This window comes from Pseudomonas sp. R3-41 (assembly GCF_054161485.1).
In genome coordinates this window covers 3,637,436-3,660,632 of record NZ_CP096421.1, presented here as the reverse complement: position 1 = coordinate 3,660,632, position 23,197 = coordinate 3,637,436, and the positions used below count along the sequence as shown (strand labels likewise).

The following is a 23,197-nucleotide window of genomic DNA, read 5'->3' as shown; positions in this document are numbered from 1 at the left end:
GCGGATGTTCACAGGATCCGGTAGAGCAGCCGTTCGATCCGCACCCGGCTGACCCTTTTCAGGAACCTGGCCACGGCCTCGGGGTAGTCCGGCAGGGTTTCCAGGTCCAGGTAACGCTCTATCCGCTGGGTGTGGCGGTATATCTGCTCGAGTTCGGCCTGGCGCGGCGCAAGCAGCTCGCCCTTGGGGTCGTCCAGCAACAGCGCGTTTTCCAGGTCCAGGCGAAAGGCCCGGGGGTTGAGGTTGTTGCCGGTCAGCAAGGTGTAGCGCTCGTCGACCCACATGCCCTTGAGGTGATAGGTGTTGTCCCCGTCGCGCCACAAGTGCAGGTTCAATTGACCGCTGTCGATCGCCCGCTGATGCCGCTTGGCGAAGCGGCGCAGGCTGATTTCGTAGAGGTAGGGCAGCGCCGCGATGATCTTGAACGGCTCGCTTGGCGGGATGTAGAAGTCGTTGGCGGTCTTGTCACCGACGATGATGTCGATCTTGACCCCGCGGGCCAGGGCGCGGTTGAGCTCCCGGGTCACGGCCAGGGGCAGGTTGAAATACGGGGTGCAGATCGTCAGTTGCTGGCGGCTGCTGGCGATCAGCTCACCGATCACCCGGCTCAGGGTATTGTTCTTGCCCACGCCCAGCAATGGGCTCACTGACAGGCCGCTTTTGTCGAGGCTGCCGGCGCTGGTGTCATAGGTCGCGTACTTCAAGCGACTGCGCAGGTCACCGATGTCCTTGCGCAAGCTGCGGGTGCTGGGCAGGTTCGGCAGGTCCAGGCGATGCACGGCCCGGGAAGTGACCAGGCCATGCTGCACCAGGTGGTGCATCGAATCGGCCAATGCCGTGTTCTGCAACAGGTGATAGCGGTCGTAGCGGTATTTGTCGAACTTGTGCAGGTACACGTTGTTCAGGCTGGCGCCGCTGTACAGCACGCAGTCATCGATCACGAAACCTTTCAGATGCAGCACGCCGAACAACTCGCGGGTCTGCACCGGCACGCCGTAGATCGGCACTTCGCTGGCATGGGTGCGGGTCTGCTCCTGGTACCACGCCGAGTTGCCCGGCTGCTTCTTGGCGCCGATCAGCCCGCGCTGGGCCCGCAGCCAGTCCACCACCACGACCACGTCCAGTTCCGGACGCGCCGCTTTGGCGGCATGCAGGGCATCGAGGATTTCCTGGCCAGCCTCGTCCTGTTGCAGGTACAGGGCGACGATGTAGATGCGCTGGGTGGCCTGGGCGATTTTCTCCAGCAGGCAACGGCGGAATTGAGCAGCGCCATCGAGGATGGTCACCGCGTCGGCGGTCAGTGCAAAGCTGCGCAGCTTGGGCAGCAGGGAGCGTTTGAAGAGCGACGGCATAGGGCTCGCAAAAGGTCGATTCCGAAGAACGGATGAGCTTACACCATGGATGGGTTCGGGTCTTCCTGTCGTCAAGAAAAAAAGACTTGACCAAGGAGAACGATCATTCTACTTTCAATTCATGAACGATATCACTGGTAATGAAACACGAGACATCATCCTCGATGTCGCCGAAAAGTTGATCTATAGAAGTGGCATCGCTGCCACCGGCATGGACCTTCTGGTGAAAACCGCCGGCGTCTCCAGGAAAAGTGTCTATCGCTACTTCGCCAACAAGGACGACCTGACCGTGGCCGCCCTCAAGCGACGGGACGAGCGCTGGATGCAATGGTTCATCACCGAGGTGGACAAGGCGCCCACCCCCACCGCACGGCTGCTCAACCTGTTCACCGTGCTCAAGGGCTGGTTTGACAGTGAGGGGTTTCGTGGCTGTGCCTTCATCAATACCAGCGGCGAAACCGGTGATCCGCAAGATCCGGTCCGCCAGGTGGCGAAGTTGCACAAACAGAAGTTGCTCGACTACGTGACCCGGCTGTGTGTCGAACAAGGTGTCGAGAGCCCGGATGCCCTGGCCCGCCAACTGCTGATCCTGATCGATGGCGCGATTACCGTGGCGCTGGTCATGGGCGACCACAGCGCGGCTGACCACGCCCAGGACATGTTGAAGAAGTTGTTACACGCCTGACCCGTAAGCCCTGTGCAATTCATCACCTCACTGGAGATCCGCCATGTCTGCCTCTTCTGAAGTTCGTCCGCCGTTGCCGCCGTTCACCCGTGAATCGGCGATCGAGAAAGTTCGCCTGGCCGAAGATGGCTGGAACGCTCGCGACCCACAAAAAGTATCCCTGGCCTACACACTGGATACCCAATGGCGCAACCGCGCCGAATTCGCCCATAACCGCGAAGAAGCCAAGGCATTCCTGACCCGCAAGTGGGCCAAGGAGTTGGATTATCGGCTGATCAAGGAGCTCTGGGCCTTCACCGATAACCGCATCGCCGTGCGCTACGCCTATGAATGGCACGACGACTCGGGCAACTGGTTCCGTTCCTACGGCAACGAAAACTGGGAGTTCGACGAGCAAGGCCTGATGTCCAACCGCTACGCCTGCATCAACGACATGCCGATCAAGGAAAGCGAGCGCAAGTTCCATTGGCCCCTGGGTCGCCGGCCGGATGATCATCCGGGGTTGTCTGAGTTGGGGTTGTAGTTCCCTGGCATGTCGCCAACTGAACCACCCATCGCGAGCAAGCTCCCACAATTTGGATTTTTGCGAACACACCTGTTGTGTCCGACTTGGATCCCCTGTGGGAGCGGGCTTGCTCGCGAAGAGGCCGGCACATCCAACATCACTGCAAACTGATACACAGCTTTCGCGAGCAAGCCCGCTCCCACAATAGCGCTGTGGAGTGCACAGCAGCGCCAGACCAGCGGCCGCTCCAACAGGCTTGACCCACATGCCGCCAGGCATCACATTGCCTGGGTCGGCGATAAGCCTGCTGTTTCGTTGTGCAGCATTTTTTGTGGAGCCCATGACCGCGTCGATTCCGATCCGTCCCCCCTGCCCGCCCGGCGTCTGCGATTGCGGGCGTGATGCGTTGCTGCAAGCGCCCGGCAGCGACCTGCGCATCCTGTGCCTGAACCGCCAGGAAGAAAAACGCCTGCTCGAACGCTTGGAGAACATCCAGAGCCTCGATGAACTCCAGCGCCTGCAACATCGCTTGTACGAGAACCTGGGTATCCGCTTGAGCGTCGAGCCCGGCTACAACGAAGTGCGGACCATGCGCGGCATCGCCATCGAATTCCAGGACCAGCCCGGCCTGTGTCGCAAGATCCGCCAGTCGATCCCTGCCGCCATCCGCCGCGGCCTGGAAAAACGCCCCGAGATCGCCTGGCGACTGCTGGATGCCCACGACCTGTTTCGCGATACCTGAACCTGGGCAGCTCCCTCCCTGGAGCGGCACGTCGACTTAGAAATCCACCGTCGCGGACAGCAGGTAGGTGCGCGGGGTCGACAGCGTCAGCCCAGGCTCACTGTCATCCGACGCACCGGCCGAGCTCCAATAGCGCTTGTCGGCCACGTTTTCGATGTTGGCCCGCAGGGTGATGTTCTTCTCGTCGATCTTGAAGCCGTAGCGAGCGCCCACGTCGAAACGCGTCCAGGCATCGATTTCCTTGGTGTTGGACTGGTCCAGGTACTGCGCGCTGGAGTAGATGCCTCGGCTGGTCAATGTCAGGCCCTGGACAGTCGGCACGTCCCATTCGGCACCGAGGTTGACGTTGTACTTGGGCGTGGCCGGTGCACGGTTGCCATCGAATGCGCCATTGGTGGTGTCGGTCAGTTCGCTGTCGATGAACATCACACCGCCGAGCAAGCGGGTGCCCTTCAGCGGTTCGCCGAACACGCTCAATTCGACGCCGGTGTTTTCGCGCTTGCCGTTGGGGCCGAAGACGCGAGTCGTGGCGTCAGTCGCGTAGGCCGGTTGCTTGATCCGGAACACCGCGGCGGTGACGGCGAACGGGCCGGCGTCGTACTTGGCGCCCACCTCGACCTGACGGCTGATGAACGGTGGGAAAATCTCATCCTCATTCACCGAGGTGGACGGCGCGACCTTGCCCTGGCTCAGACCTTCCATGTAGTTGGCATACAGCGACAGCTTGTCTGTCGCCTTGAACAGGATGCCGCCCGACGGGGAAACCTTTTCTTCGTCGTAGGCAGTACGGCCTTTGACGCCGTTCGACCAGTCGTCAACTTCGACTCGCTGCCAGCGGGCACCAAGGGTCAGCAGCAGTCGGTCATCGAAGAAGCCCAATGTGTCCGACAACGCCACTCCACTGAAGTGGTTCTCGGTATAGACCTTGGGATCAGGCCGGGTGATTACACTCGGAGTCGGTGTTTCCACTGGATCATACAGATTGCTGTTGGACTGACCATAGCGAGCGCCGCCATTGGTGAAGTCCATGTAGAAATAGCTGGCGACCAGGTTGACCTCATGGCTTACCGGACCCGTATGAAACCAGTTTCGCGCCCCAGCATTGGCCGTGCGGACATTCTCGTCGCGGGTGAAATCTCGGGGTTGGACGCGAAAATCTCCAGCCTCATTGAGGACCGAAACGGCATGCCGAAGGAACTCATGATTGCTTTTGCGCGCCCCCACGCCGCCGTACAGCATGACGGTGTCGTTGACATCGAATTCGGCATTCACCGCGCCGAAGGTATCTTTGGTACGCGCCTTGCTCCAAGGCTGCGCGTAGTTACGATCTACATCGCTGGCATGCGGCACTGGCGCGACGTCGGCAACCTGCACACGTTCCTGGGGCGCGTCGGTGTTACGCTCGGTGTGGCCAATGTCGGTCGACAGTCGCAGGCGTTCCCCGCGAAAATCCAGGCCCAGCACCGCCATCTCGCGGTCCACGCTCTGGTGATCCCATTCGGTGTCGCCCGCCTGCTTCACGCCGTTGAAGCGGATACCGAACTTGTCCTCCTCACCAAACGCCGACCGACATCCACCGCCCCGCCCAGCTGGTTATTGGAGGCGTAGCTACCGGTAAATGAGGTGATGGGCTTGTCGGTGGCGCGCTTGGGCACCACGTTGATCCCGCCCCCCACGCTGCCCCGCGGCGAGACACCGTTGATGAGCTGGCTCGGCCCCTTGAGGATATCGACGCGTTCGGCCATCTCCATATCGATGGTGTAGGTCGGCAGGATGCCGTAGAGGCCGTTGTAGGCGACATCGCTGTTGAACAGGCTGAACCCACGAATGGTGAACTGCTCGTAGCGTCCGCCCGCCGGGTTGGTGGCGCGGACCGAAGGATCGCTGGCGATCAGGTCGCCCAGGGTCCGCGCCTGCTGGTTCTTGACCGTAGTGCTGGTGTAGGTGGTCATGCTGAACGGCGTTTCCATGAAATCCCGCGAGCCCAGCAAGCCTTGGGAACCGCGCCGTGCCACCTGGCCGCCGGCATACACCGGACTGTCCGTCGACGCCGCGGCGCCGAAAATCGAGGTGGGTGCCAGTTGCAGGCTGCCGCCTTCCGGCGCTGGCATCAGGATGTACGCCTGCTCCCCCACCGGCTGCAATTGCAGGCCCGAGCCTCGCAACAGCCGGGCAAACCCCTCTTCCACACCAAACTCCCCCGAGAGCCCGGCGCTGTTGCGCCCGCTCACCAAGGCTGGGTCCACCGAGAGGTTGACCCCGACCAGCCCGGCAAACCGGGTCAACGCCGCGCTAAGGCTGCCAGCAGGCACCTGGTAACTGCGCCGGACGGCTTCTTCGGCCTGGCTCGATGAGATGAAAAAAGGGCTGGCACCCAGGCTCAGCATGAGGCTCAGGTTCAACAGCGGACGCCAGCCGGCAAAGGCCGGGCGCAAACGCAACGGTACAACTGCGGACATTGGAAAGCGCTCTCGTTTTTGTTCAGTTGCCTTGAATGACAAGCGAGACAAAAAAAGGGGACAGGCCTCAGGCTCGATTCCTGGCGAAACGTGCAAAGCCACCCCCATCTGTGGCGAGGGAGCTTGCTCCCGCTGGGGTGCGAAGCGCCCCCAAAATGAAGCGAATAACATCAACCTGACACACCACGGGGGCTGGTTTGGGGTTGCTGCGCAACCCAGCGGGAGCAAGCTCCCTCGCCACAAGGGTATGACTACTCGTCTTTATTGCGTACCGGCCTCAGGCCAGTTTTTTTGCGCGGCGTCAACGTCACCCAGTAACGAGTACGCATGTGCACGTCCAACGGCAGGCTGGCGGCAAGCAGCGTGAGGATTCGATCAGTGTTGTCCAGGCGGAAGCTGCCAGTGATTCGCAGCGGTTCCAGGGTTTCGTCCCAGCGCAAAACGCCAGCACGATAACGGTCCAGCTCCCGCAGGAAATGCCCTAGCGGCTGGTCCTGCGCAACCAGTACCCCGTCACGCCAACCCAGCTGGGCCACATCGAACGCCCGCACCGGCCCCGCGCCTGATGCCTGGAAGTTGACCTGCTGGCCCTCTTCCAAGTTCAGCGAAGGCCCGCGCAAGGGTTGCAGTTGCGCCGAGCCGCTGAGCACCGACACCCGGCAGTCGCCCTCACCCAAGTGCAGGCAGACTTCGCCACGATTGAGGGTGATGAGCCCATAGGGGGACTGAACGGACAGCGGCATGCTCCCGGCGAGCTTGAGGGCCATTTCACCGCGCACCAACACCAGGCGCCGAGCGTTGAGATCCAGGTCGACGGCGCTGTCGGTGTTCAGTTGCAGCGCACTGCCATCGACCAGCGTCCAGCGCCGTTGCTCCCCCGTGGCGGTGTGCAAGTCGGCGCGCCAGACCTCCAACGGCAGCTCTCGCCCCAACAGCCAGGCAGCCGGGACCAATGCAGCGACGCCCAATGCACGCTTGAGCACCGCGCGCCGGGCCAGCGCCGGACGGTCCAGGGTCGCCATGCCCAGAGAGGCTGGCACCCCGGCAAAGCGCTGGCGCAATCGCTGGGCCTTCTGCCACGCCGCCTCGTGGTGAGCGCTGCTGTCGCGCCAGCGTTGCAGGGCCGCCGAGTCGAACGTATCCCCGTCGAATTCCATCAGGGTCAACCAGCGGGCAGCCGCCCGTGCCGCTTCACGGGCCTCGGGTGATGGCGTCGACGACATCAGAAGTCCACCAACAGGCAATGCTCGTAGGCCTGGGCCATGTAGCGCTTCACGGTGCGCTCGGAGACTTGCAAGCGCTCGGCGATCTCGCGATAACCCAGGCCTTCGAGCTGACTCCATAAAAAAGCCCGCCGCACCAAGGGCGGCAGGCCATCGAGCAATTCGTCCAGGGCTTGCAGGGTTTCCAGCAGCAGCCAACGCTGTTCCGGCGACGGCGCGCAGGCTTCAGGCAGGTTCGCCAACGCGTCGAGGTACGCCTGCTCCAGATTGCGTCGGGTGTAGAAGTTGCTCAGCAGGCGCTTGCCGACAGTCAGCAGGTAAGCCCGGGGTTCTTGCAAGTCAGCCAAAGGCTGGGCGCTGGAAAGCACCCGCAGGAAGGTATCCTGGCGCAGGTCCGCCGCATCCCAGGCATTGCCCATGCGCCGTCGCAACCAGCCTTCCAGCCAACTCCCGTGGTCACGGTACAACGCATGGAAGGATTGCTCCGTCGGCGTAACTGCATCACACATGTCCAGAAGCCTGCGCAAGGTCTTAAATGAGACTGATTCTAATTAATGTTCGCGCATGAATCCAAGTTGTTTATGCAAAGTGTGTCTAAAAGGGGATTGTTGGGGCGGCTACGCAGCCCAGCGGGAGCAAGCTCCCTGCCACAGGGGAATTCAGGAACACCCTGCCCTGTGGGAGTTTTTGTGGGAGCAGGCAGGTCTTTTGCGAGCCAGTGTCATCAGTGACTGGCATGCAACGTCTTCGGCACTTCCGGCATGGCCGAAGAGTGGTGGTTGATGATCTTCCACTGGCCATCGAGGCGCTCGTAAAGGAAGGTGTAGCGCGCCTGGACTTCGCGCTTGGAACCATCGGCCTGGGTCAGGGTGAAGGTATAGACACCACTGTCCATCGCCGCGTCAGGCCCCAGGTGGCGGATCTCGCGGTAGTTGATTTGCCCCACCGGCTTGCCCGCCAGGAAGTGCTCGAAGTAATCCTGGATCAGCGCCGGCGTATTGCGCACCTTGTTGGAAACGGTCGGTTGCAAAATCGCATCCGGGGCGTAGAGACCGGTCACGGCGGTGGCGCTACCGGTTTGCAGCGCGGCGTTCCAGCGGTCGAACAGTGCGGCGATTTCCCGATCATTCACGTTCTTGGGCTGTTCGGCCACGGTGCGATACACGTAGGGTGTGGCCTCGACAGCCTGGACAAGCGGCGCGGTCAGCAGGAAAAAAGCAGCGATGGCACAGGTTTTCATTTTCATCAGAAGGCTCCTTTGGGTTTCAATGAGCCCACTTTGCCGGCCTTCCCCACCTTCGCCATCGGCCAACCGGTGCCAATCGCCTATGCCATTCGGCAGATAGGCCCGTTGCCGGTGACACGTTTTAATGGCGCCACCGCGAACCGTCCGATCTTTTTCACGCTGGAGTTCCCCATGCAAAGCCCACCCCATGATCCCGGCAGTGCCCTGGCCATCCGCAGTCAGTATCGCCAGTCGCAAAGCCGCGCGGCGCGCCTGGGGCTGTTGCTGGGCACCGGCCATGAACTGATGCAGTTGCCGCTGCCGGCCATGCGTCAGCGGGCACTGCAACGGGCGTGCGCGTTCATGGCGATGGACCATGGCCTGCTGCTGGAGTGGGCACCGGACAACACGTTGCGCACCCTCGCCAGCCACGGCAGCGCGGAACGCGTCGACCTGCTCGCCAAGCTGGCCCAGCCGCAGACACCCGGCCCGCACTGGCTCGAATCCCCCGGCAGCCCCCTGCCCCAGGTCCTGCGGATTCCATTGCGGACCTCCGATGGCGTGACGTTCGGGGCCTTGCTGCTGGGCAACAGCGTCGCCCTCGGCGCGCCAGACAACGAAGACATCGAGTCGCTGCAATTGCTGGCGACGCTGTTGGCGGCGCATCTGGAAAACAGTCGTCTGGTCGAAGCCCTGCAAGCCCGCGAGCGGACCATGTCCGAGTTGGTCCACCGCTTGTTCAGCGCCCAGGAAGACGAACGCAAGCGCGTGGCCTACGACCTGCACGACGGCCTGGCGCAAAACCTGGCCGGGTTGCACCAGCGTTTGCAGGGTTTCGCCGGTCGCTGTCCGTCCCTGCCACCGGCGCTGGCGAGCGAGTTGCAGGCCATCCTCGACCTGGCCCAGGGCTGCGTCGGCGAGGGGCGGCAGTTGATCGGGGGCCTGCGCCCTCACGTGCTGGATGATTTCGGCCTGTACAAAGCCGTCGACAAGGAAGCCGATCGCCTGCGCGACGCGGGCCTGAGCGTAAGCTGGGCCGAGCACAGCAGCGCGCGCCTGCCGGGGAACACCGAGATCGCCCTGTTTCGCATCGCCCAGGAGGGTATCAACAACATCCTCAAGCACGCCCAGGCCAGCCATGTGCACTTGGGGCTGGCGGTGAAAGAGGGCCACGCGTGCCTGCGAGTGGACGACGATGGGCGTGGCTTTGCCCTGGAACAACCCGTCGAGACCAACGGCAGCTGCCACCTGGGGTTGGCCGCCATGCAGGAGCGCGCCAACTTGCTGGGGGGCCATCTAGCCTGTTGCAGCCAACCCGGCGGTGGCACTCGCTTGCTCGCCAGCGTGCCGCTACCGTCCCCCGGAGTACAGCCATGAACCGCCCTTTGCGCCTGCTGCTGGCCGATGACCACGAAGTGACCCGCACCGGTTTTATCAGCATGCTCGCCGACAGCCCCGGATTCGAGGTCGTCGGCCAGGCCCGCGACGGTCAAGAGGCCCTTGACCTGTGCGAGCGGCTACAACCGGACATCGCGATCCTGGACATCCGCATGCCCGTCCTCAACGGCCTCGGCGCGGCGCGGATCCTGCAGCAGCGCCAGCCCGGGATCAAAGTGGTGATCTTCACCATGGATGACAGCCCCGACCACCTCGAAGCCGCCATCGGTGCGGGTGCGGTCGGCTACCTGCTCAAGGATGCCAGTCGCGATGAAGTGCTCGACGCCCTCAAGCGGGTCGCCCAAGGCGACGAGGCGCTGAACAGCTCGGTCAGCGCGCGCCTGCTGCGCCGCATGGCCGAGCGCGGTGCCGGTAACGCCCCACAGGTCCAGGCCCTGACCGCCCGCGAGCGCCAGGTACTGGGGTTGGTGGCCAGCGGTTTCAGCAATCGTGAAATCGGTGAAAAACTGGGCATCGCTTCCGGCACCGCCAAGGCCCATGTCGAGCGCGTCATCGGCAAGCTGGGCGCCGCCGACCGGACCCAGGCCGCCGTGCGCGGCGTGGCCCTCGGATTGGTGGCGCAACCCGCCGGGCAATGGCCATGAGGTTTCTCGCCGCCCGCCGCTGGGCCGACCTGCCGTTGCGGGGCAAGGCCCTGGTGGTGATTTCCCTGCCCCTGGTGGTTCTGCTGCTGTCGTTGGTGCTGATCTATATCACCGAACGCCAGACCGCCCGGGCCGAAGAAGACGTGCGCCGGGTGCTGCTGGTCCAGGGTGATATCCAGACGGTCCATACCCTGCTGGCCGAGGCTGCGGCCAGCGTGCGTGGTTACCTGCTGACCCGGCGCGAAGACTTCCTGCCCAGCTACGAGCAGGCCACGCCGCTGATCCAGGCTGCGTTGCAACGCCTGGACCAGAACATTCGCGATGCCAGGATGCGCGAGCATCTCAAGACTATCACCCCGCTGATCGCCGACAAGCTCGACGGTTTGCTCGCGTTGCGCAACGGCAAGCGCGACGACCCCGAGGCCATCACCGCGATCCTGATCGAAAACAAACAGGTGTTGGACGTGCTGCGCGAGCAGATCAGCGCCATGCGCATACGCGAGGATGGCCTGCTGGCCGAGCGCAGCGCCGCTGCCTCGGCCACGCGCATGCGGCTGTTGTTCGCCACGCTGCTGGCGGCGGTGTGCGGGTTGCTGGGGGCCATCGTTGCGGTGCTGTTCCTGTCCAAGGGCATCGTCGCCCGGGTCCAGCAGGTGCAAGGCAACGCCCAGCGCCTGGCCTTGGGTCAACCCCTGTTGCCACAGCCGCCGGAGCAGGATGAAATCGGCCAACTCGGCACGCGCCTGGTGGAGGCCGGGCAGTTGCTCGCCGAACGCGAGCGGGCCCTGCGCGATAACGAAGAACGCCTGCGGCTGATCATCGACGGCGTGAAGGACTACGGGATCTTCGCCCTGGATGCCCAAGGCTACGTCACCACCTGGAACGCTGGCGCGCAGCGGATCAAAGGCTACACCGAGCAGGAAATCCTCGGCCAGCATTTCTCCCTGTTCTACTTGCCCGAGGAATGCCCGGCGCACCCGGACCTGGCCCTGCGCGAAGCCACCCGCGACGGCCACTACATGGAAGAAGGCTGGCGTTGTCGCAAGGACGGCAGCCGCTTCTGGGCCAGCGTGGTCATCACTGCCCAATACGATGCCACGGGCGCGTTGCGCGGTTTTTCCAAGATCACCCGCGACATCACCGACCGACGCGCCGCCGAAATCGCCTTGCGCACCGCCCGCGAGGAAGCGGAAAGCGCCAGCCGGGCCAAGAGCGAGTTCCTGTCGCGCATGAGCCACGAGCTGCGCACGCCCTTGAACGCCATCCTCGGTTTCGCGCAACTGCTGGACATGGATTCCACCGCCGGTCAACGCCCCCAGGTCAGCCACATCCTGCGGGCCGGCCAGCACTTGCTGGCGTTGATCAACGAGGTGCTGGACATCGCCCGGATCGAGGCCGGGCGCCTGCCCTTGAACATCGAACCGATCGCCCTGGCGACGGTGCTGCACGAAGCCTTGACGCTGGTTTCACCCATGGCCGCCGACGCCGGAATCCACTTGGTCGACCTACCCGCACTGCCCGACGACAGCGGTGTGCTTGCCGACCGCCAGCGCCTGGTACAGGTGTTGCTCAATTTGTTGTCCAACGCCATCAAGTACAACCGACCCGGCGGCGAGGTGCGCATCGAAGTGAGCGTCCAGCCCCATCAGGTGAGCATCGCCGTCCACGATACCGGCCATGGCATCGCCCCGGAACAGCTGGGCCAACTGTTCAAACCCTTCGAACGCCTGGGCGCCGATCCGCAGGTCGAAGGCACCGGACTTGGCTTGTCCTTGAGCAAGAACCTGCTGGAGATGATGCTGGGCAACCTGCAGGTCCACAGTGAGCCCGGGCACGGCTGTTGCTTTACCCTGCAACTGCCCGCCACCCAGGTGATCGGCACGCACTTGCCACCCATCGCCGCCTTGGCCGTGACGCGCGCCCCCGTGGACTATCACGGCAAAATCCTCTGCATCGAAGACAACCTGTCGAGCCTCGCATTGATCGAGACCCTGATGCAGCGTCGGCCCGGCATCCAGTTATTGTCGAGCATGCAAGGCCAGATGGGCCTGGACCTGGCCCGCCAGCACAGCCCGCAACTGATCCTGCTGGACGTCACCCTGCCGGACCTGGAAGGCCTGGAAGTTCTGCGGCGCCTGCGCCAGTCCCCGGCCACTGCGGCCACGCCCGTGCTGATGATCACCGCCGATGCCAGCGACCTGACCCATCGTGCCCTGCGTGACGCCGGGGCCACGGCGATCCTGACCAAACCTATCCATATCCAGGCCTTCCTCGGCCACCTCGAACACTATCTACCGGAGCCCGCATGAATCGCGACTTGCGCATTCTGATCGTCGACGATCAGCGCCCCAACCTGGACCTGATGGAGCAACTGCTGGCCCGCGAAGGGTTGCACAACGTGCTGAGCAGCACCGAACCGTTGCGCACGCTGGACCTGTTCAACAGCTTCGAGCCGGATCTGGTCATCCTCGACCTGCACATGCCGGCGTTCGACGGATTTGCCGTGCTGGAGCAACTGAACAGGCGCATCCCGGCCAACGATTACCTGCCGATCCTGGTCCTCACCGCCGACGCGACCCGTGACACCCGCCTGCGGGCCCTGGCCCTCGGTGCCCGGGATTTCATCAGCAAACCCCTGGATGCGCTGGAAACCATGCTGCGCATCTGGAACCTGCTGGAAACCCGCGCGCTCTATAAAGCGTTGCGCGAGTTGATCCCGTCCCAGCAGATCGAACTGTTGCGCCAGCACCGTCCCGCCGCCGACCCGGCCTAGCCTGGCGGCCGTTTCAGCGAGGCCATCGAAGCATGGGAATCACCGAACGAACATCGGCAAACGGCCTGCAAGCGCACATTCGCGGCGAACGCCTGGCCACTTCCGACGGCGTATCGAGCAAGGAGATCCTGGTGGAGATCTTTGTCCGTGAGCGCAGCGAAGCCCACGTCGTCGTGCCGGCGGTGGCCGAGCCGTTGCTCGTCTGGGTGTTATCCGGGGAGGCCATTGTCGAGGAACGCGCCGGCCACGGCGAGTGGGAAGCGAATACGGTGCGCCGCGCGGATTTTTTCCTGACCACCTCCCCTGATCCATATGAGATGCGCTGGCAAGTGACCAGCCCTGAGCCGTTCGTGGTCATGCATGTGTACTTGGGCCTGGCGTTGCTGGAACGCGCCATTGCCGAAGCCGGCGGTAGCGGTGCGATTCAGCTGCGGGAGGTCTCTGGGGGGCAGGACGAAGTCCTTTCGGCCTTGCTCGAACAAATTCGGGCAGAGTTGACCCGACGCGGTGAACCCAGTGCCTTGCTGATCCAGGGCGTGGCGCAATGTGTGGCGGTGCATTTGGCGCGGCATTACCTCGATGCCGAGGCAGAGGACATGTCCGGCCGCAACGCCCTGCCCGCCTTCAAGCTCAAGCGCGTCATCGGCTTGATGGAGCAATGTCTGGCCGAACCTTTCTGCCTCGCTGACCTGGCCCAGGCCATTGACCTGAGCGAGTACCACTTCAGCCGCCAGTTCAAGCGCGCCACCGGGCGCTCACCCTCGCAGTACTTCATCCAGCTGAGAATGGCCCGGGCCCGCCAATTGCTGATGGAAACCGAGCGCAGCGTCATCGATATCGGCCTGGAAGTCGGGTATGGCAGCGCCAGTCACTTCTCGCAGATCTTCCGCCGCGAAGTGGGCGTGGCGCCGAGTCATTACCGTAAGTAAGGACCACCACATCCCCTGTGGCGAGGGAGCTTGCTCCCGCTGGACCGGGCTGGCGCTCCAGCGCGCAGCGGTCCCAAAGTCTTGCGGTCGCTGCGCAACCGAGCGGGAGCAAGCTCCCTCGCCACAGGGTTGCTCTTGGCCGATGTCGAGATACGGCGCTTACTTGATCCGGTAGTGAAACGTATTGCGCACCGCTGGCACCGTCACCGCCTTGCCATCGATGATTCGTGGCTGATAACGAAACCCCTGGGCAGCGGCCAGGGACGGTCGGATGAACAATGGATGGCAACCGTCGATGACCTTGGGGCTGTCGATCCGCCCATCCGGCATCACGCTGTATTCCACCGCGCAATCGCCCTCCAGGCCCTTGTCCAGCGCGCGTTGCGGATAATCCGGGGCTTGCTTGCTCAGCGGTTGGTAGCTGCGGCTGTCGGCGGCGGCCTGGCGCGCCTGCTCCGCGTGGCGTTGTTGGGCAAGCTCCTGCGCTTGCCGGGCCTGATGCTGCTGTTCGGCAGCCTGCCGCTCGGCGTCTTGCCTGCGTCGTTCGCTTTCCTGGCGTTCGCGCTGCTGCTGTTGGGCTTGTTGCTCGCGCCTTTGCTCCTCGACCCGTTTGCGGGCCAGTGTCGCCTGTTCCAGCTTCTGCGCCTGGACTCGCGGGTCCACCGCTGGCTTGGTGGGGACAGGGCGCGGCGCGTCCATGGGTGGCGGGACAGATTCGACCGCGGCGGGTGCAACAGGGGTCACAGCCGCCGGTACAAGCGCTTCGGGTACCGCTGCCGCCGGCAGCATCACCAGTTGCGTGCGCAGCACCTGCGGCGTTTCGGCGGCGGGTTTCTCCACGCGCCATCCCAACACCAACGACCCGACTATCGCGGCGTGCAAAGCTACGGCGAGCCCTGCCGCCAGACTGTTTTTCCAAAAGCTGCGACCCAGGGCAGGGACGCTCAAGGAAGGACTGTGCATGATCATCGCCGTCATTGCGGTGCCTCGGTCACCAGTCCCAGGTTGCTCACGCCGCCCTGCTGCAACGCGGCCATGGCCGCGACGACCCGGCCGTAATCGGCATGCTCGTCGGCACGGATGTACACCTGGGTATCGCTGCGCTCGGCCACGACCTGCGCCACCTTGGCGCGCATCTGCTCCAGGTCAACGGCACTGTCGGTCTGGTGATGGGTGTCCAGTTCACCGCCCAGGTTCCAGTAGTAACCGCCCTCGGCCTTGACCGACAGGGTGAGGATTTGCTGGCGACTGTCGGTGGCCAACGCTTCGCTGGCGACCTTGGGCAGTTCGATCTTCACACCCTGGGTCAGCATCGGCGCGGTGACCATGAAAATCACCAGCAGTACCAACATCACGTCGATGTACGGCACCACGTTCATTTCGGCCTTGGGGCCGTGCTTTCGTTGTGGCTTGACGAGCATTTGCCCTCTCCTTTCAAGCGGCCGCGGCCATGTTCGCCGGGGCACCGTGCAGCTTGCGGTGCAGACGCGCCTGCAGCTCGTTGCCAAACGCGTAGTAACGGGTCAGCAGCGTCTGGCCACGGGCCGCGAAACGGTTATAGGCAATCACCGCCGGGATTGCGGCGAACAAGCCGATGGCCGTGGCGATCAACGCCTCGGCGATGCCCGGAGCCACCGTGGAGAGACTGGCCTGCTGCACTTGGGACAGGCCGATAAACGCATTCATGATCCCCCATACCGTGCCGAACAAGCCGATGTAAGGACTGACCGAGCCGACGGTGGCCAGAAACTGCAACCCCTTCTCCAAGTGGACTTCCTGTTCGCTGATCGCCACCTGCAGCGAGCGCTCGACGCCTTCCAGCACCACCTCGGGCGTGCTGGAGGGCTGGTTGAGCTGAGTGAAAGCCAGCAAACCCGCCTGGAAAATCGGCGTGACGCCACCGTCTTCTTCGCGCACTTGTGCGTGTTCCCGGTACAAGGGCAACAGGTCCTGTGCGCCGCGAAAACGCTGCATGAAACCGTTAAGCTGACGCTCGTAGCGCTGCAGCACGGCGCTGCGCTGGATAATCAAGTACCAGCTCAATAACGAGGCCAGCAGCAACGTGAGCATGACCGCCTTGACCAGCAGACTCGCTTCACTGATCAGGCCCCAGATCGTCATGTGTTCCAAAGTGGCTTGCATGGTTGAAACTCCTGTCTGGCGGTTATTCGATGAAATGTTCGTGACCGGTTGATGACAGCGACGCTCAAGGCAGATGGAGCGCTTTCGCGACGTCGGCCCAGGGCACGAACTTGAAGTTCTGGGTCTGCTCGGGCATGCGCTTGCGGCCGTCCTGGACCACCAGCATCCCCTGGCTCCACGGCCCGCCGAGGTTCGCCGAGGTCACTTCCAGGCCATCGGTTTCCGACGCGCCATCAATTCCTGCGGCGGCGTTCAGGCCGACTCGGAAGGCGCCGCGCACGGCGAAGGGCGGCTCGGCATCGAGCACCAGGTAGCTGTCGTTGCCCTGGCTGGAGATCACCAGGTAGTCGCGGTCCTTGGCCTGATACAAGGCCATGCCTTCGACGTCGGCGTGCAACGGCGGGCCGACCTTGATCACACTGTTCAACGTGGCCGGCTGTTCGGCCCGGGCATCCACTGTCCAGACGCCCACGTCCTCCTCACCCAGAAACAAGCGCTGGCGCTGCTCATCGGCCACGCACCCTTCGGGTTGGCTGGCGACGCTGAACTGGCGCACCAACTGACCGCGCACTACGCCGTCCGGCGCGCTGAGGCGGTACTGCTCGAAGCGCCCGTCCTTGCCGTTGGCGAAGGCATACAGTTCACCTTCGGCCGGTTGGAACAGGCAGATGCCGTAGATTTCCTTCAAGGACGTCGCAATCTCCCCCGCTTCACGCAACTCGCCGCTGGCACGGTCGATGCTGAACAGGCTCAAGCTGTTGCGATCACGGTTGCTGGCCACCGCCAGGTCGACGGTTTGCGTGCCCAGCTTGAAGCCAGGCCGCACATCGACGTTGTTCAGGCGCCCGACCGGCAGCTCTTGCAGCAACTTGCCTTGCAGGTCGTAGGCCAGCAGGCCTTGCTTCTTGTTGGTACCCAATACCCGGCTCAACCCGGGCGTAGTCGGATGTATCCAGATCGCCGGGTCATCCGCGGCATCCCCCTGACGGGCCACCGGTTCACTCTGGGCGATGGCGGCGACACTCGGCAGGACCGGCGCCAACGGCGCGGGGCTGGGTTGCCAGCCGAGTTCACCTTGGTACAGGTGCCCGTCGTCATCGTCGCGCAGCAGCACTTCGATACCGGTTTTCGTCCGGCGTGCCGCAAGGCTTTCCGGCTCCTTCAGGCCTGGTAACGACAGCTTGGCGCGTGGTGCCCAGCGTTCACCGTCCTGCTGATACAGATGCAACTGCGCGGCGTTGGGGTCAAGGCCCATTACAACGCCGGACACTACGGCCAGGGCGCCGGCCGCCTGCTGGATATCACCGAACGGCGCACGCATCGCCACCGGCAACCGCACGGTCTCGGCTTCGGAGGATGCCGGGTAGGCCCACCAGCCGACCCGTTCTTCGTTGACGAACAATTGCTGGCTGTCGTCCTGCACCTGGCAGGTCTTCGCATCCGGCGGCAGCGGCACGCCACGCACCCGTTGGGCCGTCGCGCCCAGTTGCTCGCCAGCGCCCACCAGCCATTGCTCACCCTTGCCCTCCTCACCCACCAGGAACACAAACAGGTTGCTCGCTTCGTCGCGGTACAGGCACAGACCGTTTACCGGGAAGTCCCGCGTGGGCAGGTACAACGGCGTACCCCACTGGCGGTTGTGTGGATCGAGGCTGACGACCAACGCTTGCTGGCGCGTGCTGTCGAGGCTGGCCACCAGCACGTTCGCGCCAAGCGCACGGCTGTCGATGCCGTCGAAGGCGCCTTTCAGGCGCGTCAATTCGCGACCTTGGTCATCGAGCAAGAACAAGCCTTCGCGGGCACTGGCCAGCCGCTCGGTCGTTGCAGCGCCGGGCAAGAATCCCAGGGCATTGAGCGACAGTTGCTGGGCTTGGGGCCAGGGTTGCAGCTTCAGCTTGGGCGCTGGGGAAGCGGCCAGGGCGGTGACCGATGCCAGGCTGATCAGCATTGTCAGCAGGCAGTGCTTGGGTAAAGACAACATCGTGTTCAACGGGAAAATCCTTGTCGTTGGGCCGAACTCAGAAATCGCAGGTTCGCCATTTTCTGTGGCGAGGGAGCTTGCTCCCGCTGGGCTGCGCAGCAGACCTTTCTTGTGGGCGCTACGCACCCAAGCGGGAGCAAGCTCCCTCGCCACAGGGATTGGCATCGGTGGTCAGAAATGGGTAAACGTCAGCCCCAGCTTGTACGTCGGGCCGTACTCTTCGTACTGGCCGTTATAGGAGCGGTGACCGGTGTAGACGAAATACGATTCGTCGGTGAGGTTCTGGGCCTCGAGGCTGACTTGCAGGTTCTTGGTCAGGGAGTAACGCGCGCTGAAATCGACGAAGGTCTGTGCATCGACGTGCAGGTCATGGTCGCGGTCGCTGATGGATGCCAGCTCGAACAGGTACGCGGACTTGTAGTTGGCCGACAGCCGCAGGCTCAGCTTGTCGTTTTCCCAACCCAACATCAGGTTGCCGACCGTGTCCGATTGGTTCGGCAAGTCGATGCTGCGCTTGCGCTGGGTGCCACTGGCCTGGTCGAAACCCTCGATCTCGGCATCTGAACGGCTGAAGGTGGTGTTGGCGCCGAGCAGCAGGCCGTTCCAGGGTGCCGGCAGCCAATCGAATTTTTGCGAGTAGGCCAATTCCAGGCCATACAGCTTGGCGCTGTCGCCATTGGCGTAACTGTGGGCCTCGGCGAAATCAGTCCAGGCGCCAGTGCCGGCCAGGTCGGTGTTGTAGACGAAGTTCTTGATGTCCTTGTAGAACACAAAGGCCGAGACCGTGCCGGCGTGGCCCATGAAGTGCTCGATGCCCAGGTCCAGGTTGCTCGATTCCAGCGGCTTGAGGTCCGGATTGCCGAAAGTGGCCTCGTCATCGTCGATGACAAAACCCGGCGCCAGTTGCCCGAAGGTCGGACGCACCACGGATTTGGTCCACGCCGCACGCACCTGGGTGTTCTTGTCCAGTTGGTAGCGTGCATGCAGGCCCGGCAGCCAGTGGTGGTACTTGCGTCGGGTCTCGGTATCGGTAAATACCCCGTCGGTGGCGCCGGTGCCCTTGGCTTCGAACTCGGTGCCTTCGTAGCGCATGCCGGCGATGAAACGCCAGTCATCGATGTCGACGGTGTTCATCAGGTAGCCGGCGTTGATGTCCTCGCTCATCTTGAAGTCGTTGACACGCGACTCTTGCTCGTCAAAAAAATCATTGCGATTGAGGCCGCCCAACAACTGCTTGATGGCATCGGCGCTGATGCCCGGGCCGAAGCGCCCGAGGCGGTAATCCACGTTGCCTTTCTGGAACTGCCCAAGGTTCAGTTGCTCGTCGGTGAAACCCAGGTCGTCGAAGTCCTCGTAGACCCAGGCATCGAGGTCGTTGTCCTTGTCCCGCCGGCTGACTTTGCCGCCGAACTTGACCTGGGAGGCATACCCCCCGAGGTCATAGTCCCGGGCCAGGTCCAGGCGCAGGTTTTTCTCGGTGTCGGTGGTTTTTTGCTCTTCCCAGTCCACCTTGTCGAGGCTGAAGTTGGTCGGATCGTAGAAGCCTTCGCCTATGATCGGCCGTGGCTTGTCGTTGTCATGGAAACCGCCGTTGAAACCATCGATACCTTCGAAGGTGGCGCCGGCAATGTGGCCAGGGCTGTCTTCGCTGGATTCGCTGTAGCCACCCTGGCCGCTCAGGGTCCACAGACCGAACATCCGCTCGCCGCCGAGCACGTAGGATTGGATTTCCTGGGTTTCTTCCCGTTGCTTGAGCCTGCGCTGGCCCTCGGCGTCGCCCAGTTCACCGGCGGCCTGCGGGTCTTCGAAAGCGATGCTGGTGGCGTTGCGGGTTTCGCTGTCCTTGTAGCGACTGTAGAGCGTGCGCAGGTAATAGCTGCTGACGTCATCGGGCTTGTAATCGAAGTTCAAGCCGCCGCCGGCCCGCTCGCGACGGATGTCGTAGTCGCGCTGTTCGAACTCTTCGAGGCGTGAGCCTTGTTCGAAGTCCCAGGCGCCGCCGGTTTCGACGTTGTCCGAGCCGAAGTCACGTTTCTGCCAACTCAGTGCCGCGGCCACGCCGAAGTTGTCGATGCCATCGCCAAGACTGAAACGGTCGCTGATGGCGCCGGAAAATTTCGGGCTGGTCTGGCCGGTGTTCTTGTCGTAGCTGGCTTCGCCGCTGCCGGTATAGAACAGGCCCTTGTGATCGAAGGCCGAGAGGCTCTTGACGTCCACCGTTCCGCCCAGGGAGTTGGCGTCCATGTCTGGCGTCAGGGTCTTGATCACCGACAACGACTGCACCAGCTCCGAGGGCAACACGTCCAGGGCAACGGCGCGACGCTCGCTTTCCGGCGCCGGTACCAGGGTGCCGTTGATTGTCACGCTGTTGAGGTCCGGCCCGAGGCCGCGCACGCTGACAAACCGGCCTTCGCCCTGGTCGCGCTCGACGCTGACACCCGGCAGGCGCTGCACCGCTTCGGCGACGTTTTCATCGGGCAATTGCGCCACGCCGTCAGCGTGCACCACGCTCTTGATGCTGTCGGCGCTGCGCTGCTCCTTGAGGGCCTGGTCGATACTGGCCGCCTGGCCGACCACTTCAACGTGTTCCGTGGCACCGGCCGCCTGCTCCGCGGCGCTCAGTCGCTCACTGACAATCGCCATGGCCAACGCGGTGATGGTGAAACCGACGAGCCCGGCAGTGCTTGTGCGGTGATACATGGTGATCCTCCCCAGGAATCCGGAAATCCGCCAGGCAATGGCCCGGCAACTGGGAGGGCACGCTAGGGGTGGGGAATGACGGTTCTGTGACAGGCAGGGGCCGCAGAAGCCAAGCGGGTAGGTTTTGAGTGGATTCGTGGCACACAATGAGCTGATACGACCCTCTTTTACGACGGGTGTGTTCCTCGTGGCGAGGGAGCTTGCTCCCGCTCGGCTGCGCAGCAGCCGCAAATCGGACGATGCGGCGTGCCTGTAAGTATCGTGGCGCTTGGTTTTTTGGAGGGGTGCTTCGCACCCCAGCGGGAGCAAGCTCCCTCGCCACAAGGATTGCGGCAAAAAAACCGGATAACCGATGAGCTGATTCGACCTCCCCCACCCCATCACTCGCCGTCACCGCACTGTCACATTCATCTGCTGTGCTGGGCCGCATTCCGCTTCTGGCAAAGGATTCCGGCCATGTTCTCCGTGCTCCGCCCGCACCGTTTCAAACTCGCCCTGCTCCTGCTGGCGGCCAACTTCGGGGTGCTCCTGCACTTGGCCAGCGGCGAACTCAAACCCATCGCCGAATGGGTCTGGCTGGATATCCTCGGTGAAGGTGGCTCGGCGCTGCTGGCGTTGGTCTGGCTGGGGTTGGTACTCAAAAGCCGCCCGGCTGGCCGGGTCACCAACTACCTGGTCCTGGGCCTGGGCTGCATCTTCTTTTCCTGGTGGATCGACAGCCTCGACGAATTCATCCGCCTGCCCGACAGCATCACCTGGGATCACTGGCTCGAATCCGGACCGATGCCGCTGGGCATGATCCTGCTGACCCTCGGCATCTACCACTGGCACCGCGAACAATTGGCAATCAATGGTCAGATGGAGAAGCGCGAGCGACTGTTCCGTGAGCACCGTCTGTTCGACAAGCTCACACCGTTGGGTGGCGCTGACTTTCTCAAGCATGAGCTGTCCGCCAGCCTGGAGGACAGTCGTCGTCGCCAACAACCGCTGTCGCTGCTGGCCTTGGACCTGGATAACTTCACCGCTATCAACCAGCGTTTCGGCCACGGCGAAGGCGATGCGGTATTGCAGGCGATCAGCCAGTTACTGGTCTTGAACCTGCGCCGCCAGGACCTGCTGTGCCGCCTGGCCGGTGATCGCTTCGTGGTGCTGCTGCCCGACACCGGCGAAAGCCAGGCCCGACGCCTGGCCCTGGAACTGGAAATCGCGGTGCGCAGCCTGGCTCACAAGACCCGACAACACGGCGAGCGGCTCCAACTGGCCGCCAGCACAGCGGTGGTGATGGCGTTCGACGAATCCCCCGACGCCTTGCTCAAACGCCTGAACCTGGCGCTCGCCCAGTCCCGGACCCTGTTGGCGAAAAGCGCATGACGCTCAAGACCTGCTGGTACGAAACCGACAGCCGCTTCATTCCGGGACACTATCAACCCGCGGCGCTGATCGACCTGGCATTGTCGCGGGACATCGACAGCCATCGCCTCCTACGCGGCACCGGGCTATTCCATGACGATATCCTCGCCGGACAGAGCCGCATCAGCCCGCAGCAGTTCCTCGGCCTGATCGACAACAGCCGGCGCCTGCTGGATGCCAGCGACAGCAGTTTCTTGTTTGGCCAGCGGCTGTTGCCGGGGCATTACGGCCCCGCGAGCCACGCTTTGCGTCACGCGCAGAACTTGCATCAGGCCCTGCAGACCCTGATCGACCAGCAGGCACTGCTCAGCCCGTTGGCGGCCCCTCGGCTGCTACTGGACGAGCACTACGCCTACGTCCATTGGCTAGACAGCTGCGGTGCCGACGAACAATGGCGCTTCGTGCTGGAAGCGAGCATGACCTCGATGGTGGCGATGAGTGCCTGGCTCAGCGGCGAACGCTTGCCCTGGCAGTGCAGTTTTCGCCACGGCGAGCCGCGTTACGTCGAACAATATTGGGTGCACCTGGGTGAGCACACCCAATTCGACCGCCCTCTGGACCTGATGCGCCTTCCCCGTCACTGCCTCGCCCAGCCCTGGCCCAACGTCTCGGCCACCGCCGGCCAGGTGGCGCGGATCGAAGCCCGGGACCAGCTCGATCAACTGGGTTTCGCCTCAAGTTTCCTGGATTGCCTCTACGACTACCTGCACGCCCATGTGCAGCAGACGCCGAGCCTGGAACAGACCGCCCAGGCCTTCGCCATGAGCCCGGCGACCCTCAAGCGCAAATTGCACAAGCACCACACCGGGTTCCAGCAACAGGTGGACCGGGTGCACACCCATGTGGCCTTGTATCTGTATCAAGTCAAGGGGTTCAGCAACGAGGAAGTGGCGCAGTACCTGCGCTTCAACGACACGGCGAACTTTCGTCGCTCGTTCAAGCGCTGGACTGGCAGTACGCCGAATCTGATCCGGCAATTGCTGATGTTGGGCTGAAGGGGGCAGCTTGAAAAAGGCCTCATCGCGAGCA

19 protein-coding genes and 1 pseudogene are annotated in these 23,197 nt (G+C 63.3%); 10 read left to right on the top strand and 10 right to left on the bottom strand.

What is annotated here, in order from left to right:
• Positions 1-8: 8 nt before the first annotated feature.
• Positions 9-1,352 carry a CDP-diacylglycerol--serine O-phosphatidyltransferase gene (gene pssA / locus M1D99_RS16150; protein WP_434570202.1) on the bottom strand — a complete coding sequence of 448 codons (1,344 nt, stop codon included), beginning with the start codon at positions 1,350-1,352 and terminating at the stop codon, positions 9-11.
• A 121-nt stretch (positions 1,353-1,473) separates the two neighbouring features.
• On the opposite strand from pssA, the gene M1D99_RS16145 reads away from it, so the two are divergent.
• From M1D99_RS16145 to M1D99_RS16135, 3 genes are all read left to right on the top strand, one after another.
• Positions 1,474-2,037: a TetR/AcrR family transcriptional regulator gene (locus M1D99_RS16145; protein ID WP_434570200.1), complete on the top strand. Its 564-nt coding sequence runs from the start codon at positions 1,474-1,476 to the stop codon at positions 2,035-2,037.
• Between the two features lie 43 nt (positions 2,038-2,080).
• Positions 2,081-2,560, top strand: coding sequence for a nuclear transport factor 2 family protein (locus M1D99_RS16140; RefSeq protein ID WP_434570198.1), 480 nt, complete (start codon positions 2,081-2,083; stop codon positions 2,558-2,560).
• 322 nt (positions 2,561-2,882) lie between these two features.
• A complete protein-coding gene (locus M1D99_RS16135; protein ID WP_434570196.1) occupies positions 2,883-3,284 on the top strand; it encodes a hypothetical protein in 402 nt (133 codons plus the stop codon).
• 36 nt (positions 3,285-3,320) lie between these two features.
• Here M1D99_RS16135 and M1D99_RS16130 read toward each other — a convergent pair.
• From M1D99_RS16130 to M1D99_RS16115, 4 genes and pseudogenes are all read right to left on the bottom strand, one after another.
• A pseudogene (locus M1D99_RS16130) lies at positions 3,321-5,743 on the bottom strand (TonB-dependent siderophore receptor).
• Positions 5,744-5,994: 251 nt separating this feature from the next.
• Positions 5,995-6,966 (bottom strand): FecR domain-containing protein, encoded by a 972-nt coding sequence (locus M1D99_RS16125; RefSeq protein WP_458130433.1) that lies wholly within the window; start codon positions 6,964-6,966, stop codon positions 5,995-5,997.
• Positions 6,966-7,475, bottom strand: a complete 510-nt coding sequence (locus M1D99_RS16120) for a sigma-70 family RNA polymerase sigma factor (protein ID WP_434570191.1) — start codon at positions 7,473-7,475, stop codon at positions 6,966-6,968. Before M1D99_RS16120 ends, M1D99_RS16125 begins: the two co-directional genes overlap by 1 nt.
• Positions 7,476-7,690: 215 nt before the next feature.
• Positions 7,691-8,212, bottom strand: a complete 522-nt coding sequence (locus M1D99_RS16115; RefSeq protein WP_186706812.1) for an SgcJ/EcaC family oxidoreductase — start codon at positions 8,210-8,212, stop codon at positions 7,691-7,693.
• Positions 8,213-8,383: 171 nt separating this feature from the next.
• Here M1D99_RS16115 and M1D99_RS16110 point away from each other — a divergent pair, with 171 nt between their 5' ends.
• The 5 genes from M1D99_RS16110 to M1D99_RS16090 are packed head-to-tail and all read left to right on the top strand — an operon-like array spanning position 8,384 to position 13,935.
• Complete coding sequence (locus M1D99_RS16110; protein WP_458132147.1) at positions 8,384-9,568, top strand: sensor histidine kinase; 1,185 nt, start codon at positions 8,384-8,386, stop codon at positions 9,566-9,568.
• Positions 9,565-10,233, top strand: coding sequence for a response regulator (locus M1D99_RS16105; RefSeq protein ID WP_458130432.1), 669 nt, complete (start codon positions 9,565-9,567; stop codon positions 10,231-10,233). Before M1D99_RS16110 ends, M1D99_RS16105 begins: the two co-directional genes overlap by 4 nt.
• Positions 10,230-12,542 carry an ATP-binding protein gene (locus tag M1D99_RS16100; RefSeq protein ID WP_434570188.1) on the top strand — a complete coding sequence of 771 codons (2,313 nt, stop codon included), beginning with the start codon at positions 10,230-10,232 and terminating at the stop codon, positions 12,540-12,542. The genes M1D99_RS16105 and M1D99_RS16100 overlap by 4 nt, the downstream gene beginning before the upstream one ends.
• Positions 12,539-13,006 carry a response regulator gene (locus M1D99_RS16095; protein WP_053187808.1) on the top strand — a complete coding sequence of 156 codons (468 nt, stop codon included), beginning with the start codon at positions 12,539-12,541 and terminating at the stop codon, positions 13,004-13,006. Before M1D99_RS16100 ends, M1D99_RS16095 begins: the two co-directional genes overlap by 4 nt.
• 32 nt (positions 13,007-13,038) lie before the next feature.
• Positions 13,039-13,935, top strand: a complete 897-nt coding sequence (locus M1D99_RS16090; protein ID WP_186706807.1) for a helix-turn-helix domain-containing protein — start codon at positions 13,039-13,041, stop codon at positions 13,933-13,935.
• A gap of 159 nt (positions 13,936-14,094) precedes the next feature.
• Here the strand turns inward: M1D99_RS16090 and M1D99_RS16085 are convergent, their stop codons facing one another.
• From M1D99_RS16085 to M1D99_RS16065, 5 genes are all read right to left on the bottom strand, one after another.
• Positions 14,095-14,913: an energy transducer TonB gene (locus M1D99_RS16085; RefSeq protein ID WP_458130431.1), complete on the bottom strand. Its 819-nt coding sequence runs from the start codon at positions 14,911-14,913 to the stop codon at positions 14,095-14,097.
• The gene (tolR, locus tag M1D99_RS16080; protein ID WP_186706804.1) at positions 14,910-15,356 is read right to left on the bottom strand and encodes a protein TolR; all 447 of its coding nucleotides are present in this window, start codon (positions 15,354-15,356) and stop codon (positions 14,910-14,912) included. Before tolR ends, M1D99_RS16085 begins: the two co-directional genes overlap by 4 nt.
• Before the next feature lie 13 nt (positions 15,357-15,369).
• A complete protein-coding gene (tolQ, locus tag M1D99_RS16075) occupies positions 15,370-16,077 on the bottom strand; it encodes a protein TolQ (RefSeq protein ID WP_434570183.1) in 708 nt (235 codons plus the stop codon).
• A 64-nt stretch (positions 16,078-16,141) separates the two neighbouring features.
• Entirely contained in the window at positions 16,142-18,058 is a 1,917-nt protein-coding gene (locus M1D99_RS16070) for a phytase (protein ID WP_458132146.1), read from the bottom strand.
• Positions 18,059-18,229: 171 nt separating this feature from the next.
• Positions 18,230-20,758 (bottom strand): TonB-dependent receptor, encoded by a 2,529-nt coding sequence (locus M1D99_RS16065; RefSeq protein WP_458130430.1) that lies wholly within the window; start codon positions 20,756-20,758, stop codon positions 18,230-18,232.
• 456 nt (positions 20,759-21,214) lie between these two features.
• Between M1D99_RS16065 and M1D99_RS16060 the strand changes: the two genes are divergently transcribed.
• Both M1D99_RS16060 and M1D99_RS16055 read left to right on the top strand, forming a co-directional pair.
• Complete coding sequence (locus M1D99_RS16060) at positions 21,215-22,129, top strand: GGDEF domain-containing protein (RefSeq protein WP_458130429.1); 915 nt, start codon at positions 21,215-21,217, stop codon at positions 22,127-22,129.
• Positions 22,126-23,163, top strand: coding sequence for an AraC family transcriptional regulator (locus tag M1D99_RS16055; RefSeq protein ID WP_186706796.1), 1,038 nt, complete (start codon positions 22,126-22,128; stop codon positions 23,161-23,163). The genes M1D99_RS16060 and M1D99_RS16055 overlap by 4 nt, the downstream gene beginning before the upstream one ends.
• Positions 23,164-23,197 lie beyond the last annotated feature (34 nt).